This window comes from Reyranella sp., from assembly GCF_052439685.1.
GTDB lineage: Bacteria > Pseudomonadota > Alphaproteobacteria > Reyranellales > Reyranellaceae > Reyranella.
In genome coordinates, this window is record NZ_JBQVQG010000002.1 from 364,303 (window position 1) to 379,178 (window position 14,876).

14 protein-coding genes are annotated in these 14,876 nt (G+C 66.2%); 10 read left to right on the forward strand and 4 right to left on the reverse strand.

What is annotated here, in order from left to right; translation table 11 throughout:
• Positions 1-63: 63 nt before the first annotated feature.
• Positions 64-1,596 (reverse strand): anthranilate synthase component I, encoded by a 1,533-nt coding sequence (trpE, locus tag ACT6UX_RS04825; RefSeq protein ID WP_444773998.1) that lies wholly within the window; start codon positions 1,594-1,596, stop codon positions 64-66.
• A 10-nt stretch (positions 1,597-1,606) separates the two neighbouring features.
• Complete coding sequence (locus ACT6UX_RS04830) at positions 1,607-3,535, reverse strand: peptidyl-prolyl cis-trans isomerase (protein WP_444773999.1); 1,929 nt, start codon at positions 3,533-3,535, stop codon at positions 1,607-1,609.
• 139 nt (positions 3,536-3,674) lie between these two features.
• On the opposite strand from ACT6UX_RS04830, the gene tpiA reads away from it, so the two are divergent.
• The 5 genes from tpiA to ACT6UX_RS04855 all read left to right on the forward strand — a co-directional run bounded on the left by tpiA (position 3,675) and on the right by ACT6UX_RS04855 (position 8,345).
• Positions 3,675-4,430, forward strand: coding sequence for a triose-phosphate isomerase (tpiA, locus tag ACT6UX_RS04835; protein ID WP_444774000.1), 756 nt, complete (start codon positions 3,675-3,677; stop codon positions 4,428-4,430).
• A gap of 51 nt (positions 4,431-4,481) precedes the next feature.
• Positions 4,482-4,865: a preprotein translocase subunit SecG gene (secG, locus tag ACT6UX_RS04840; protein WP_444774001.1), complete on the forward strand. Its 384-nt coding sequence runs from the start codon at positions 4,482-4,484 to the stop codon at positions 4,863-4,865.
• Between the two features lie 100 nt (positions 4,866-4,965).
• Complete coding sequence (locus ACT6UX_RS04845; RefSeq protein ID WP_444774002.1) at positions 4,966-6,597, forward strand: CTP synthase; 1,632 nt, start codon at positions 4,966-4,968, stop codon at positions 6,595-6,597.
• Positions 6,598-6,658: 61 nt separating this feature from the next.
• Entirely contained in the window at positions 6,659-7,420 is a 762-nt protein-coding gene (locus ACT6UX_RS04850) for a hypothetical protein (protein WP_444774003.1), read from the forward strand.
• 1 nt (position 7,421) lies between these two features.
• Positions 7,422-8,345, forward strand: coding sequence for a peptidoglycan-binding domain-containing protein (locus tag ACT6UX_RS04855; protein ID WP_444774004.1), 924 nt, complete (start codon positions 7,422-7,424; stop codon positions 8,343-8,345).
• Between the two features lie 127 nt (positions 8,346-8,472).
• Here the strand turns inward: ACT6UX_RS04855 and nthB are convergent, their stop codons facing one another.
• Both nthB and nthA read right to left on the reverse strand, forming a co-directional pair.
• Positions 8,473-9,090, reverse strand: a complete 618-nt coding sequence (gene nthB / locus ACT6UX_RS04860; RefSeq protein ID WP_444774005.1) for a nitrile hydratase subunit beta — start codon at positions 9,088-9,090, stop codon at positions 8,473-8,475.
• A gap of 15 nt (positions 9,091-9,105) precedes the next feature.
• Positions 9,106-9,702, reverse strand: a complete 597-nt coding sequence (gene nthA / locus ACT6UX_RS04865; protein WP_444774006.1) for a nitrile hydratase subunit alpha — start codon at positions 9,700-9,702, stop codon at positions 9,106-9,108.
• Between the two features lie 122 nt (positions 9,703-9,824).
• Between nthA and eno the strand changes: the two genes are divergently transcribed.
• From eno to pdhA, 5 genes are all read left to right on the forward strand, one after another.
• Positions 9,825-11,102: a phosphopyruvate hydratase gene (eno, locus tag ACT6UX_RS04870; RefSeq protein ID WP_444774007.1), complete on the forward strand. Its 1,278-nt coding sequence runs from the start codon at positions 9,825-9,827 to the stop codon at positions 11,100-11,102.
• 249 nt (positions 11,103-11,351) lie between these two features.
• On the forward strand, positions 11,352-12,281 hold the full coding sequence (locus ACT6UX_RS04875) for a bifunctional helix-turn-helix transcriptional regulator/GNAT family N-acetyltransferase (RefSeq protein ID WP_444774008.1): 930 nt from the start codon (positions 11,352-11,354) through the stop codon (positions 12,279-12,281).
• Positions 12,278-13,165 (forward strand): DMT family transporter, encoded by an 888-nt coding sequence (locus ACT6UX_RS04880; protein WP_444774009.1) that lies wholly within the window; start codon positions 12,278-12,280, stop codon positions 13,163-13,165. Before ACT6UX_RS04875 ends, ACT6UX_RS04880 begins: the two co-directional genes overlap by 4 nt.
• Positions 13,166-13,316: 151 nt before the next feature.
• The gene (locus tag ACT6UX_RS04885) at positions 13,317-13,616 is read left to right on the forward strand and encodes an FtsB family cell division protein (RefSeq protein WP_444774010.1); all 300 of its coding nucleotides are present in this window, start codon (positions 13,317-13,319) and stop codon (positions 13,614-13,616) included.
• Positions 13,617-13,831: 215 nt separating this feature from the next.
• Positions 13,832-14,875 (forward strand): pyruvate dehydrogenase (acetyl-transferring) E1 component subunit alpha, encoded by a 1,044-nt coding sequence (gene pdhA, locus ACT6UX_RS04890; protein WP_444774011.1) that lies wholly within the window; start codon positions 13,832-13,834, stop codon positions 14,873-14,875.
• The last annotated feature ends 1 nt before the right edge of the window (position 14,876 follow it).

A 14,876-nucleotide genomic window follows, 5' to 3' on the forward strand; every position in this document is an offset into this window, starting at 1 on the left:
ACCGAAGCGCCGAAGGGCGCGCGATGCGAGGCTCCGGTCGAGACGACGGGCTTATATATGTCGCTACCGCCGCTTGTTGCCCGCGCTCCACTGGCCGGCGCTGGCGAAGCGGACGGCCTCTTCGGCGGCGTCGACCAGGGCGCGTGCCTTGAGGACGCTCTCCTGGTACTCGGCTTCGAGGTCGGAGTCCGCCACGACTCCGACGCCCGCCTGCACGTACATCGTGTCGTCCTTCACCAGCGCCGTGCGCAGCAGGATGCAGGTATCCATCGAGCCGTTGGCCGCGAAATAGCCGGCGCAGCCGGCATAGATTCCGCGTCGCACCGGCTCGACCTCGTCGATGATCTCCATCGCGCGCACCTTGGGGGCGCCGGACAGCGTGCCGGCCGGGAAACCCGCCTTCAGCACGTCGATGGCGTCGAGGCCATCCTCGATCGTGCCCTCGACATGGGAACTGATGTGCTGGAGGCGGCTGTACTTCTCGATGGTGAATTGTTCGACGACCCGCACCGAGCCGATCTTCGAGACGCGGCCGACATCGTTGCGCGCCAGATCGACCAGCATCAGATGCTCGGCGTGCTCCTTGGGATCGGCCAGGAGCTTCGCGGCGAGTTGCTTGTCCTCCTCCGGCGTGGCGCCGCGCCGGATCGTGCCGGCGAGCGGTCGGATGGTGACGGTATCGTCGCGCAGCCGGACCAGGATCTCGGGGGATGAGCCCACGATCTGGAAGTCGCCGTAATCGAAGAAGATCAGGAATGGCGAGGGGTTGATGCGGCGCAGCGCGCGATAGAGCGCCAGCGGCGGCAGTTTGAAGGGCAGCGAGAAACGCTGCGACGGCACGATCTGGAAGGCGTCGCCCGCGCGGATGTACTCCTTGCAGGTCTCGACCATCGCCTTGAAGTCTTCCTTCGACATGTTGGCCTGCGGCTTGGGCAGGGCCTCGAGGTCGTCGGCGCTGTCGCGGCGGAAGGGAAGGGTCCGCTCGAAGTCCGAGACGGCGTCGCCCAGCCGCTCCTGTGCCGCCTCGTAGGCGGCGCGGGCGCTGATGTCCTTCTGCGGCCAGACCGGCGTGACCAGGGTGACGTTGTCTTCCAGCCGGTCGAAGATGCAGATCAGGGTCGGCCGCACCATGATCGCGTCGGGCAGGCCGATCGGATCGGGGTTGGTGTCCGGCAGCCGCTCCATGTCACGGACCATGTCGTAGCCCAGGAAGCCGAACAGGCCCGACGCCATCGGCGGCAAGCCGGGCGGCAGTTCCATCTGGCATTCCTTGATCAGGACGCGCAGCGTCTCGAGCGGTCGGCCATCGAGAGTCTCGAAGGCCTGCGAGTCCGTCTGGGCGCGCCGGTTGATCTCGGCCTGGCCCCTGCGGCAGCGCCACACGACGTCGGGCTTGAAGCCGATGATCGAATAGCGGCCGCGCACCGAACCGCCTTCGACCGACTCCAGCAGGAAGGAGTTGGCGCGGCCGTCGGCCAGCTTGAGATAGGCCGAGACGGGCGTCTCGAGATCGGCGACCAGCTTGGTCGAGACGACCTGCGGCGTGCCGGAGTCATAGCGCGCCGCGAAGGCGTCGAAGTCGGGCGAGATCGACATGGTCGTTCTTCTATTGTTGGGTCGCGAAGGTCGCCTGGAAGGCGGCTTCGTCGACGGTCACGCCGTACTTGGCGCGGAGCGCCGCGATGAGCTGCAGGATCAGGTCGTTGGCGACCATCGTGTCGAGCTGCTTGCCGAAGCGGTCGAGCTGATCCTTGTCCTTCGTGAGGTCCGGCGGCTCGACGGACTTCACGCGCACCAGCACGCTGCCCGACCCCGTTCGCACGGACTGCGTCTTGTCGGGCGTCAGCTTGAACAGTTCCTGAACCACCGGCTGGCTGAGATAATTGCCGGCATCGGCCTCGAAGCGGGTGACAGGCTTGGCGATCCTGGCCTCCAGCCCGAGTTCCTTGGCGAGCGTGACGAAGTCGGTGCCGGCATTGGCCTTCTCGACCGCTTCCTTGACCTTCCCGTCAGCCAGCTTGCGGCGTTCCTCGGCCTGCCAGGCCTCGACCACCTTGGCCTCGACCTCGGAAAGGGCCGGCGTGCGGGCTGGCGTGATACGGTCGGTGTGCACGATGAAGTACTCGCCGCGCTGCGTCTCCAGCAGCTCGCTCTCCGCGCTCTCGCGGGTGGAAAAGGCGGCCTGCACCAGTTCGGAGGCCGCGGGGCCGATCACGACCTGCTTGCCGGACGAGTCCTGGCCGCGCGCATCGACGTTCTCGTAGGTCCGGACCTTGAGGCCGAGATCCTCGGCAGCTGCCTTCATCGACTGGGTCTTGCCCAGCACGCGCTCGAAGTCGGTCACCAGCTTGATGAGAAGGTCCGGCGCCTGCTGCGCCTTCAGGTCCTTCTCGAGCTTCTCCTTGACCTCCTCGAAGGGCACCGACTTGCCCGCCTCGATCTTGTTGATCCTCACAATGTGCCAGCCAAGCGGCGACTGGATCGGTGCCGGCGCAATCCCTTCGGGCAGACCGAAGATGCCGTCAGCCAGCGGGCCGGGCGGCAGGTCCTTCTTGGTCACGGGACCGAGCTTGATCACGCCGTCGGCGTTGCCTGTCACTTCCTTGGCCGCGTCCTCCAGAGACTTGCCGCCCTGGACAGCAGCGATGATTGCCTTGGCCTTGTCCTCGCTGTCGGTCATCGCCTGGTCGACGTCACGCTTCTCGGGCGTGCCGAATTCGGCGGAACGCGCCTCGTATTCCTGGCGGAGCGCGTCCGAGGTGACCGCGACCTGGCTCTCGACGTCATCGACCGTGATCATGACGTAGGAGAAGGCACGGAACTCGGGAATCTGGAACTTGGCCTTGTTGGCCTCGAAATAGGTGTTGAGCTGTTCGGGCGTCGGCTTCGGGACATCCACGACGATCGAGTCGGGCATGTAGATCGTCTCGGCGGTGCGCTTCTCGCTCTCCAGCTTGAAGATGTCGTTGCGCAACGACACCGGCGCCAGGCCATCGGCGCGCACCACGCCGAACAACTGGCTGGCGGCGATCTCGCGACGCATGTCGGTCACGAACTGAGCCTCGCTGATGCGGGCCTGCTGCAGGCGGTTGCGATAGAGCAGGGGGTCGAAGGACCCGCCGGTGCCCTGGAAGGCCGGATTGCGCGCGATCGCCGCCCGGACTTCCTCGTCGCTCACGGTCAGCCCGAACTCGCGGATCGCATAGTCCAGGACCGCACGCTGGATCGTCTCCTCGAGGGCCCGCACGTGCAGCCCGTAGCGCAGCGCCTGTTCCTGTTCGGGTCGCTGGCCGGTCTGGCGCTGGATCGCCTCTAGCTGACGGTTGAACTGCTCGCGCACCTCGGTCGCATAGACCGGCGCACCCCCGACCCAGCCGTAGAGGGGCAGCTTGGTCCCGCCGACATGCGCCACTTCGGTGCTGCGACCGACCGCCTTCAGCATGTCGCCGACGCCCCACAGGCCGAAGCTGATGATCAGCATGCCGAAGAGGATGGAAAGAACGATGAAGCGAGCGTACTTGCGGAACTGATTCACGGGCCGGATGGGGTTCTTGACGGGGCGCCATGCCTACCACCCGTCCCATGGACAGGCAACCAAGCGGCCTTTGACCGCAAACGCCACCACCTTTAGATACGCCGGCTACGGAATGGGCCGGACGGGAAGGGAATTTTCGATGGCGCGTACGAGGCGTCCGCTGATCGCGGGCAACTGGAAGATGAACGGCCTCAAGGCCGATGCCTTTGCCCTCGCCAAGGATCTTGCCGCAGGCGTGAAGCAGGCGGGCTGGAGCGATCGCGAGCTGCTCGTGTGCCCGCCGGCGACCCTGGTTGCCGCGATTGCCGAGGCAGCCGGCGGAAGCGGCCTCCTGGTCGGCGGCCAGAACTGCCACGCCAAGGCGAGCGGTGCCCATACCGGCGACGTGTCTGCCGAGATGCTGAAGGACGCAGGCGCGACCCACGTCATCGTCGGTCACTCCGAGCGGCGCGCCGATTGCGGCGAGACCGACTCGATCGTGCGGGCCAAGGCCGAGGCGGCTTGGCGCGCCGGGCTGGTGCCGATCGTCTGCATCGGCGAAACCCTGTCCGAGCGCGAGGCGGGGGATACGCTGTCCGTCCTGGAAACCCAGCTCAAGGGCAGCGTGCCGCCGGGCGCGACGGCCGCCAATCTGGTCGTGGCCTATGAGCCGGTCTGGGCGATCGGCACCGGAAAGACTCCGACCGTGGACGAGGTGTCCGCAGCTCACGCGCACATTCGCAAGGTGCTGGGCGGGCTGACGGGGGACGCGGCGGGGGTGCGGCTGCTCTATGGCGGCTCGGTGAAAGGCAGCAATGCCGCCGAACTCCTGGCCGCCGGCGACGTCGACGGTGCCCTCGTGGGCGGGGCGAGCCTCCATGCCGCGGAATTTTTGGCTATCGCCAAGGCGGCCTAAAGGGGCTAGAAGCGCCCGCTTGCGAAGATGCCCTTCTAGCGCTGGACAAAAATGGACGCCGTAAGACACTTCCTCAACGAATGGCGCCTCGTGCTGCTCGTCATCCATGTCGGTGTGACCAGCGCGATGATCGTCGTCATCCTTCTGCAACGCAGCGAGGGCGGTGGTCTCGGCATGGGCGGCCGTTCGGATGCGCTGTTCTCGGTGCGCGGCCAGGCCAACATCCTGTCGCGCATGACCGCGATCTTCGCGACCATCTTCTTCGTGCTGAGCCTCGTGATGGCCTGGAGCATGACAGACCCGATGCGCGCCTCGCGGTCCATCATGGATCGGGTGCCCGTGAGCTCGGGCGCTCCTGCCGCGCCAGCGGCTCCGGGCGGCATGACGCCCGCGGCGCCGGCCGCTCCGGCGCAACCCGCCGCTCCCACCCGCTAAGGGGCCAACATGAAATCAGCTTCCTCCCCCCGCCGAATTGTCTCCGGCGGGGCGAAATCCCCATGGCTGCGCTCCACAAGCGCTTGTATGCTGTAGGCCCATGACGCGCTTTATTTTCATAACGGGCGGCGTGGTTTCCTCGCTGGGCAAAGGTCTCTCTTCGGCGGCACTCGGTGCCCTGCTGCAGGCCCGCGGCTACAAGGTCCGCCTGCGCAAGCTCGATCCCTACCTCAACGTCGATCCGGGGACGATGAGCCCCTATCAGCACGGCGAGGTCTTCGTGACCGACGACGGGGCCGAGACCGATCTCGACCTCGGCCACTACGAGCGCTTCACCGGCGTCGACGCCCGCCAGAGCGATAACATCACCACAGGACGCATCTACTCGACCGTGATCGCCAAGGAGCGGCGGGGTGAGTATCTCGGCGCAACCGTCCAAGTCATTCCGCACGTCACCGACGCCATCAAGGACTTCGTCCTGGCCGACACCGACAAGGAGGATTTCGTCCTCGTCGAGGTGGGCGGCACGGTGGGCGACATCGAGAGCCTGCCGTTCCTCGAGGCGATCCGCCAGGTCGGCAACGAACTCGGGCGCGAGCGCACGATGTACGTGCATCTCACCCTGCTGCCGTGGGTTCCGACCGCGGGCGAGCTCAAGACCAAGCCGACCCAGCATTCGGTCAAGGAACTGCTGAGCGTCGGGATCCAGCCCGACCTGCTGGTCTGCCGCAGCGGCGACAAGGAGATTCCGGCGAACGAGCAGCGCAAGATCGCGCTGTTCTGCAACGTGAAGCCCGAGCGGGTGATCGAGGCGCGCGACGTCGACACGATTTACCAGGTGCCGATCGCCTATCACGAACGCGGCTTCGATCGCGAGGTCTGCCGCTATTTCGGCCTGCCGGCGGAGGAGGAGCCCAACCTCGATCGCTGGCGCGGCATCGTGCGCTCGGTGCGCGAGCCCGAGGGCAAGGTGACGATCGCCGTCGTCGGCAAGTACACGGTGCTGCTCGACGCCTACAAGTCGCTGTCCGAGGCGCTGACGCATGGCGGCTTCGGCAGCAACGTGAAGGTCTCGCTGGAGTGGATGGATTCCGAGATCTTCGAGCGCGACGATGCGGTGAGCCGCCTCGAGCACGTGCACGGCATCCTGGTCCCGGGCGGCTTCGGCGAGCGCGGCACCGAGGGCAAGATCCACGCGGTCAGGTTCGCCCGAGAGCGCAAGGTCCCGTTCTTCGGCATCTGCTTCGGGATGCAGATGGCGGTGATCGAGGCGGCGCGAAACCTGCTGGGCATCGAGACGGCCTCATCGAGCGAGTTCGGCCCGACCGACCATGCCGTGGTCGGCCTGATGACGGAGTGGATGAAGGGCAACCAGCTCGAGAAGCGCGCAGCGGATGGCGACCTGGGCGGCACGATGCGGCTCGGTGCCTATCCAGCGCATCTGCGCCCCGGCACCAAGGTCCACGAGATTTACGGGCAGGATGTGATCAGCGAGCGCCATCGCCACCGTTACGAGGTCAACGTCCATTACAAGGACCGGCTGGAGCAGGTGGGCCTGCGCTTTTCGGGCATGTCACCGGACGGCATCCTGCCGGAAATCGTCGAGATCCCGGACCATCCGTGGTTCATCGGCGTTCAGTTCCATCCCGAACTCAAGTCGCGCCCCTTCGCGCCGCATCCGCTGTTCACCTCGTTCGTCGGCGCCGCCAAGACACAGAGTCGCCTCGTCTAGGGAAGGGCGAGGCCGCGGCCGGGTCGCATTTCGGTCACCTTTTTCAGGTGAATTCGCTGCCATGTACCGAATTGCCGCCTCTCTTCTGCTCGCCATCGTCTCGCTGGCCCCGGTCATGGGATCGACCGCCTGGGCGCAGTCCTACGGTAAGGCCGAGCGCCGCGATCCCATCTTCCTGCGCTTCGCCGAGATGGCGAACCGCTACTGGGTGAACAGCGAGACGAATTCGGCCAGCCACAAGGTCGTGGCGATCCCGATGCCGAAGCAGTGCGCCTTCCTCTATGCCGACGCCTATACGCGCGGCCAGCAGAGCGAGCGCGAGGTGCAGGACATCGCCGTGTCGAACTGCAATCGGCGGCTGGCCGAGCTTGGTCCCCTGGGCGAGAATTACGGCGTCGACTGCCGCTGTCAGGTCGTGATCAGCGACGAGCAATACGCGGTACCCAAGTCTTCGATGCCGGACGATGCCTATGGCCCGACCTCGATCTTCTATCGCGACGATCGCGGCAACGTCGCGCGGCTGAACGGTCTCGTGCGCTATGGCGCCCTGATCGGCCGGGACCGTTCCGTCACCTTCACCGTCGACAATCCGCGCGGCGAGCAGGTGTGCACCGGCACCATGACCAACGAGAATCCCGGCAGCGGCCAGTTCTCGCTTTCGTGCTTCGGCGGGAAATTCGCCGGCCGGGGCACCTACGAAAACAGGACCGGCGCGCCGAACGACCACATCATCGCGCGCGGACAGACCGGCCGCGGCCAGCCGGTGACGATGGTGATCGGCCTGCCGGCGCAACTCGCCGCCAACACCTATGGCAGCCTCTGACATGAGGCTCGCCGCCGCCCTGGTCTCGCTGGCGCTGCTCGCGCCCGCGCTTGGATGGGCGCAGAGCGCGGGCGAGGTCGAGCGCTGCTTCCAGAACCCCGGCGCCTGCGTGAACGGCGGGGCCGGCGGTGCGGCGGGACGGGGAACCCCGGCGCCGGCGCCACCACCCGCGCCTGTCGCAGCACGTCCGGCGCCGGCACCCGACTATGCGTCCGTCCTCAACAGCCCGGATCCGGATCGCCGGAAGATCCAGGAATCTCTGCGCACGCTCGACAAATATAGCGGCCCGATAGACGGCAACCTGCAGTCCGAAGCCACGATGAAGGCGATCTCCGACTGGCAGAAGGGGCGAAATACCCCGGCGGTCGGCAAGCTGACGCCACAGGAGGCGGCCCAGCTCAATGCCGAAGCGGCCCGCGCGCCGATCCGCCGGCTCGAATCACCGCCGCCGCAGACCGCCGCGCCGGTGCCTCTGCAACCGCCCCCGCCCAGCAACGCCGACATGCTGAAGGCCCTGCAAGCGAAGCTCGCCGAGCGCCGCAAGGCCGCGGAGCCCAAGGCGAATGCGGCGGCCCAGGCCTTGGTGCGCGACCTCAAGACCTATGTCGCGGCCGACGGCAAAGGCGTCGCCGGAGACCAGTTCGGGGCCTTCGCCAAGTGGTACGCCGACAACAAGATGGCCGGTCGCACCGTCGGCGAGATCACGCCGGTGATCGACGACTACGGCGATGCCAAGGCTGGCGCCGCGACGACGACTGAAGTGAAGTTCGAGACGAAGCAGGGCGACAAGACCTACTGGCAGTGCCTGGTTTTCGCCTGGATCGAAGCGACCCCGCGCAAGAACCCGCAGGCCTTCACCTGCGACGACGTCGCCGCGGTCGAGAAGTGGAAGACCGACCAGGCGCTCAAGAGCGCCTGGCGCTGATCGACATGGCGGCCCTCGTGTCATCCTGAGCGAAGCGAAGGATCTGCCGTTCGCCCATCAGTGCTCCGGTCGCTCCGCAAGGTCCTTCGCGGTGCTCAGGACGACTCATCTGATCGAAACACGACGACTACTTCGCGCGCTCCAGGTAGCTCTCGAAGACGCCGACATGGACGAAGGCCGGGTCGGCCGAGTCCGACCACAATTCGCGCGAATCGAAGCGGACGTCGTAAGTCGGTTCGTCTTCGGCCTCGATACCGTGGCCATGAGCGTCGGGAAACGGATAGGCGGGGGAGACGCCGACCACCACGCCGCTCTTGCCGCGGATGTAGCCCGGCATGCGGACATGGCCTGGCACATAGTCGGTCTTCACCGTGACCTTGTCGCCGACCTTCAGCGTCTTGCGCGTGGCGACGTTGCCGCGGCCGGGGGCGCTGGGCGAGGAGAGGGGGAAGGCGCCCTGGGCGCGTTGCTCCAGCTCCTCTTGCGTCAGGATGCCCTTCTCGACGCAGAGCGTCGCCAGGCTGGTCAGCGAACGCTCGTAGTAGCTGGCCGACAGATAGTGGCGCGGCTCCATGCGCTCGATGGCATGGCGGTATTCGTCCATGTTGAAGATGCCGAGCTTCACCGCCAGCGAATAGAGCGCGTTGACCCGCTTCTCCCACGGCTCGTGGAAGGTCTGGGCGCGGAGCGAATAGCGGACCCGGCCGAAGCCCTGCTTGCCGCCGAGATCGTGCATGCCGTCCATGATGTCTCTCCGGTCCTAGAGGCGCGAGACGCCGATCATGGCGTCCTTGGTGACCAGCCCGGCGAGCTTCTCTTCGGACCAGCCCTCCGTGCCTTCCGGACGCACCGGCAGCACCATATAGCGCGTGTCGGCCGTCGTATCCCAGACGCGGATCTCCATGTCGGCCGGCAGGTCGAGGCCCATCTCCTTCAGCACGGTGCGCGACTGGCGCACGACGCGGGCGCGATACTCCAGGTCCTTATACCAGTCCGGCGGCAGGCCGATGATCGAGAAGGCCGTGCATGAGCAGAGCGTGCAGCAGATCACGTTGTGGACCTTGGGCGTGTTCTCGAGCACGACCAGGTGCCGGTGATGCGGCGGCATCGAGAGGCCGAGCTCGGTCACGGCCTCGCGGCCGTTGGCGAACAGCCGCTCGCGGAAGGCGGGATCGCTCCAGGCCTTGGCGACCACCCGTGCACCGTTCTCCGGCACCCATTCCTCCTCGGCGAGATGCTTGAACTCGCGGATGAAGTTGGCAGGCTCCATGCCGCGTTCCTGGAACGCGGCCTCGATGGCGTCGGTCCGCGCTTCGACGGACGCGGTGGCCTGATGGTGATGGGTCTGGTCGGGCATGTCGTTTTCTCCCAGGCGGCTGCAATTCTCGTCGGGAAGTATAGGAAGCGCGCGCCATCGCGTCACTTGCTCCCCGCGGTCCGCGCGGGCTAGACAGGCCGCGCCCAACAGGAGTTTTTCTCATGAGCGCCATCGCCGAAGTCCGCGGCCGCGAAATCCTCGATAGCCGTGGCAATCCCACCGTCGAAGTGGAAGTCGAACTCGACAGCGGTGCGATCGGCCGCGCTGCCGTCCCGTCCGGCGCCTCGACCGGCGCGCACGAGGCGGTCGAGCTGCGCGACGGCGACAAGAAGCGCTACGGTGGCAAGGGCGTGCTGAAGGCGGTCGCCGCCGTGAACGGCGAGATCATGGACCTGCTGTCCGGCCTCGACGCGCTGGAGCAGATCAAGATCGACCGCGCCCTGATCGAGCTCGACGGCACCCCCAACAAGGGCCGCCTCGGCGCCAACGCGATCCTGGGCGCCTCGCTCGCCGTCGCCAAGGCCGCGGCGATGGACAGCGGCCTGCCGCTCTACCGCTACGTCGGCGGCAGCCAGGCCTCGGTGCTGCCGGTGCCGCTGATGAACATCATCAACGGCGGGGCCCATGCCGACAATCCGATCGACATCCAGGAATTCATGATCATGCCGGTGAAGGCCGACCGCTTCGCCGATGCGCTGCGCATGGGCGCGGAGGTCTTCCACGCGCTGCGCGGCCAGCTTCACGACGCCGGACACAATACCAACGTGGGCGACGAGGGCGGCTTCGCGCCGAACCTCGCGACGGCCGACGAGGCGCTGTCCTTCGTCATGAAGGCGATCGAGAAGGCCGGCTACAAGCCCGGCGAGGATGTCATGCTGGCGCTCGACCCGGCCTCGACCGAGTTCTTCAAGAAGGGCAAGTACGAGATGGAGGGCGAGGGCAAGTCGTTCGATGCCGCCGGCATGGTCGACTACTATGCCGATCTCGTGAAGCGCTACCCGATCGTGTCGATCGAGGACGGCATGGCCGAGGACGACATGAAGGGCTGGAAGGCCATCACCGACAAGCTCGGCAAGCAGATCCAGCTGGTCGGCGACGACCTGTTCGTCACCAACCCGAAGCGGCTGGAGCAGGGCATCAAGGACGGGCTCGCCAACGCAATCCTGGTCAAGGTCAACCAGATCGGCACCCTCACCGAGACGATGGAAGCCGTGTCCATGGCGCGCAATGCGAGCTACGGCGTCGTCATGTCCCACCGCTCGGGCGAGACCGAGGACGCGACCATCGCCGACCTCGCCGTCGCCACCAACTGCGGCCAGATCAAGACCGGCTCGCTGTCGCGCTCCGATCGCCTGGCCAAGTACAACCAGCTCCTGCGCATCGAGGAGCAGCTCGGCACCCAGGCCCGTTACGCCGGGACGTCGATCCTGCGCGGCTGAGCCGGCGCCGGAACGAGACGATCAAGGGTCGCCGCGGCGGCCCTTTTTCATGCCCGCGTTTCTGCCCCCTCCGTCGTCGTAAGACGACGACACCTCCCCATTTGAATGGTGAGGCAACGAGGCTGCGCTTTCCTCCCCATTCAAATGGGGAGGTGCCCCGCCGGGGCGGAGGGGTCACATCTCGCCAATTGCCAATCGTTGACGAAGTCAATTAATTGATTGACGATAGCAACCATATCGGAGGTTGCCATGGCAGCATCGTCGCTCGCGTCCCGCATCGAGGCGGTCCGTCGTTTCTCTCGTTTCTATACCCGCCGCATCGGCGTGCTCGAGGAAACGCTGCTGCACAGCCCCTTGACGCTGCCCGAGGGGCGGCTGGTCTATGAAATCGCCAATCGCGACCGGCCGACGGCGCAGGAACTGTGTCGCGATCTCGGCCTCGACCCGGGCTATGTCAGCCGCCTGCTGAAGGGGCTGGAGAAGAGGGGCTGTCTCGCCCGCACGCGCAGCCAGCAGGACAGGCGCGAGACGCAGCTCGCGCTCACCGCCAAGGGCCAGCAACTCTGGGCCGCCATGAACGAGCAGTCGCGGCAGGACATCGCCAAACTGCTGGCCGAACTGCCGGTCGCGCGGCAGGACAAGCTGGTCAAGGCGCTGGAGACGGTCGAGAGGCTGCTCGACGAGCCGCCGGAGAAGCGCACGCCCTTCACCCTGCGGCCCCATCAACCCGGCGACATGGGCTGGATCATCCGCCGCCAGACCCAGCTCTATGCCGACGAGCACGGCTGGGACGGCAGCTTCGAGGCGATGCTCGCGGAGATTTCGGCAAAGTTTATCCGCAAGTTCGACCCCAAGTCGGACAATTGCTGGATCGCCGAACGCAACGGCGAGATCGTGGGGTCGGTCTTCCTGGTGCGGGCGGGCAAGGCCACGGGCCAGCTCCGAATGCTCTATGTCGAGCCGACGGCGCGCGGGCTGGGCATCGGGCAGAGCCTGGTCGCGGCCTGCATCGAGGATGCCCGGGCCAAGGGCTACAGGAAGCTGATGCTGTGGACCAACGACATCCTGGTCTCGGCGCGCAAGATCTACATCGCCGCCGGATTCCGGCTCATCAGGGAAGAGAAGCACGAGAGTTTCGGGAAGAAGCTGGTCGGGCAGTTCTGGAACCTCGACCTGTGAAGCGGCCCGGCCCGCTCTGGGCCGCGGCCGGGACCGGCATCCAGGTCGGCGCCGCCATGGTGGCGACGCGCTACGTCGTCGATGCGGCGGGGCCGGGCTCGCTTGGATTCCTGCGCTATCTGGTCGGTCTGATCTGTCTCGCGCCGGCCCTGTGGCTGCGGCCGTGGCGGGGCATCGCCGCCCGCGACCTCCTGCCGATCGGCCTGCTGGGCATCGGACAGTTCGCGGCGCTGATGGTGCTGCTGAACTATTCGCTGCTGCATATCCCGGCCGCGCGGGCCTCGCTGCTGTTCTCGACCTTTCCGCTCATGACCATGATCCTGTCCGCGCTGCTCGGTCGCGAGCGTTTTACGGCGGCAAAGGTCGGCGGCTCGCTGCTCACCTTCGGCGGCGTCGCGATCGCGCTGGGGGGCGCCGCGATGACGGCGCAGCCCGAACACGGATCGGTCTGGCTGGGGACGCTGTCGGCGCTCGGCGCGGCCCTCTGCGGCGCCGTCTGCTCGATCTTCTATGGACCCTACGTCGCGCGCAGCTCGGCGCTGCACGTGACCGCCTTCGCGATGTTCGTGGCCGTCCTCGCGCTTGCCGGCATCGCCGCCGCCGAGGGCTTCTTCGCCACCTGGCCGTCGTTCACGGCGGGCGAAATGGCCGCTATCGCTTTCATCGGCGTGTCGAGCGGCCTCGGCTTCTTCCTCTGGGTCTATGCGCTGGGCAACGCGCCACCGAGCCTGGTGACACTGTTCCTCGGCCTCGGTCCGATAACGGCAGCGCTGGGCGGGACGGTGCTGCTGGGTGAGCCCTTGCCCATGGCCGCGCTGCTCGGGCTCGCCTGTGTCCTGGCCGGCCTGTGGTGGGCGCTGAAGCCCGACCGCCGGGCGGCGTAAACGAAACAACCGAAACAACCGAAACATTCGAAACGGATGTCGCACCCCGAGCGATCCATGGGGTCGGAATGGCCTGGATATCGCCGCGCCAATCGAAAATTCTTGACGGAAGGCCACAATATGTTGCCATATCCCTGCAGGAACGCAGCATATGTTGTTGAGACCGCGTCAGATTCTGGCTCCCGTCATCTTCGCCACGGTATTCGGCTATTTCGGATACCACTTGGTGAACGGTGATCGCGGCCTGCTGGCCATGGCGCATCTGCAGCGCGAAGTGCTGATCGCCGAACAGAATCTCGCTGAAGCCGAAACGACGCGCAAGATCTGGGAGCGACGTGTCGCGGCGCTGCGCAACCAGAGCCTCGAACCGGACATGCTCGACGAACGCGCGCGCATTCTGCTGAACTTCGCGCGCAAGGACGACATCATCGTCTTCATGCCGACCCGCTGAGGCGCGATTCGCGCGTGCACTTCGCGCGACGATGACGCCTCGTTCAGCGTTCGCCTTGCGGTCATCTGAAAGAAACTGTCCGGTGCGATCCACCATAGGCAAACAATCGCTCAAATGCTGCGGCGCACTCGCGTCGGGTCTGTTTTTTCCTGCTAGATCAAATACATCGCCCTGAGCGATGCTATAAGCCGAAGCGCGTTCAAGAGGGGACTGCCATGGCGAAGCCGGCCACGAAGCCGAAAGACGATCCTTCTCCCGCCAAGACGAAATCGCCCCCGAATTTGGGCGACAACAGCGTGAGCCCCGACGAACTCAAGGCGCATTACCGCGACATGCTTCTGATCCGCCGCTTCGAGGAGCGCGCGGGCCAGCTCTACGGCATGGGGCTGATCGGCGGTTTCTGCCATCTCTACATCGGCCAGGAAGCGGTCGTGGTCGGGATGCAGGCGAATGTCCGCGACAAGGACGCCGTCATCACCTCCTACCGCGACCATGGCCATATGCTGGCCTGCGGCATGGACCCCAAGGGCGTGATGGCCGAGCTGACCGGACGCAGCGGCGGCTACTCCAAGGGCAAGGGCGGCTCGATGCACATGTTCAGCCGCGAGAAGAGCTTCTATGGCGGCCACGGCATCGTCGGCGCCCAGGTGCCGATCGGCACGGGCCTCGCTTTCGCGCACAAGTACAACGGCGACAAGAACGTCTCGCTGACCTACTTCGGCGACGGCAGCGCCAACCAGGGCCAGGTCTACGAGGCCATGAACATGGCCGCCCTGTGGAAGCTCCCGGTGGTCTACATCATCGAGAACAACCGCTACGGCATGGGCACTTCGGTCGAGCGCGCCTCGGCCACGACCGAACTCTATCGACATGGCGAAGCCTTCGGTATCCCGGGCGAGCGGGTCGACGGCATGGACGTGCTGGCGGTACGGGCGGCCGGTGAGAAGGCCATCGAGCATGCGCGCAGCGGCCAGGGTCCGTACATCCTCGAGATGCAGACCTATCGCTATCGCGGCCACTCGATGAGCGATCCGGCCAAGTACCGGACCAAGGAAGAGGTCGACAAGTTCCGCAACGAACGAGACCCGATCGAGCACATCCGCAAGCGCCTGCTCGACGCCAAGATCGTCGACGAGGCCGCGCTCAAGGCGGTCGACACGGAAATCCGCAAGATCGTGAACGACGCCGCCGAATTCTCGCAACACAGTCCCGAGCCCGATCCGTCGGAGTTGTGGACGGACATCCTGGTCGAGGCCTGAT

Excerpts from the sequence above, each read along its gene's own strand:
- ACT6UX_RS04885 (WP_444774010.1), top strand. The coding sequence starts at position 13,317 with ATGTTGTTGAGACCGCGTCAGATTCTGGCTCCCGTCATCTTCGCCACG.
- ACT6UX_RS04855 (WP_444774004.1), top strand. The coding sequence starts at position 7,422 with ATGAGGCTCGCCGCCGCCCTGGTCTCGCTGGCGCTGCTCGCGCCCGCG.
- nthA (WP_444774006.1), bottom strand. The coding sequence starts at position 9,702 with ATGCCCGACCAGACCCATCACCATCAGGCCACCGCGTCCGTCGAAGCG.
- pdhA (WP_444774011.1), top strand. The coding sequence starts at position 13,832 with ATGGCGAAGCCGGCCACGAAGCCGAAAGACGATCCTTCTCCCGCCAAG.
- nthB (WP_444774005.1), bottom strand. The coding sequence starts at position 9,090 with ATGGACGGCATGCACGATCTCGGCGGCAAGCAGGGCTTCGGCCGGGTC.
- ACT6UX_RS04845 (WP_444774002.1), top strand. The coding sequence starts at position 4,966 with ATGACGCGCTTTATTTTCATAACGGGCGGCGTGGTTTCCTCGCTGGGC.
- ACT6UX_RS04875 (WP_444774008.1), top strand. The coding sequence starts at position 11,352 with ATGGCAGCATCGTCGCTCGCGTCCCGCATCGAGGCGGTCCGTCGTTTC.
- tpiA (WP_444774000.1), top strand. The coding sequence starts at position 3,675 with ATGGCGCGTACGAGGCGTCCGCTGATCGCGGGCAACTGGAAGATGAAC.
- eno (WP_444774007.1), top strand. The coding sequence starts at position 9,825 with ATGAGCGCCATCGCCGAAGTCCGCGGCCGCGAAATCCTCGATAGCCGT.
- secG (WP_444774001.1), top strand. The coding sequence starts at position 4,482 with ATGGACGCCGTAAGACACTTCCTCAACGAATGGCGCCTCGTGCTGCTC.
- ACT6UX_RS04850 (WP_444774003.1), top strand. The coding sequence starts at position 6,659 with ATGTACCGAATTGCCGCCTCTCTTCTGCTCGCCATCGTCTCGCTGGCC.
- trpE (WP_444773998.1), bottom strand. The coding sequence starts at position 1,596 with ATGTCGATCTCGCCCGACTTCGACGCCTTCGCGGCGCGCTATGACTCC.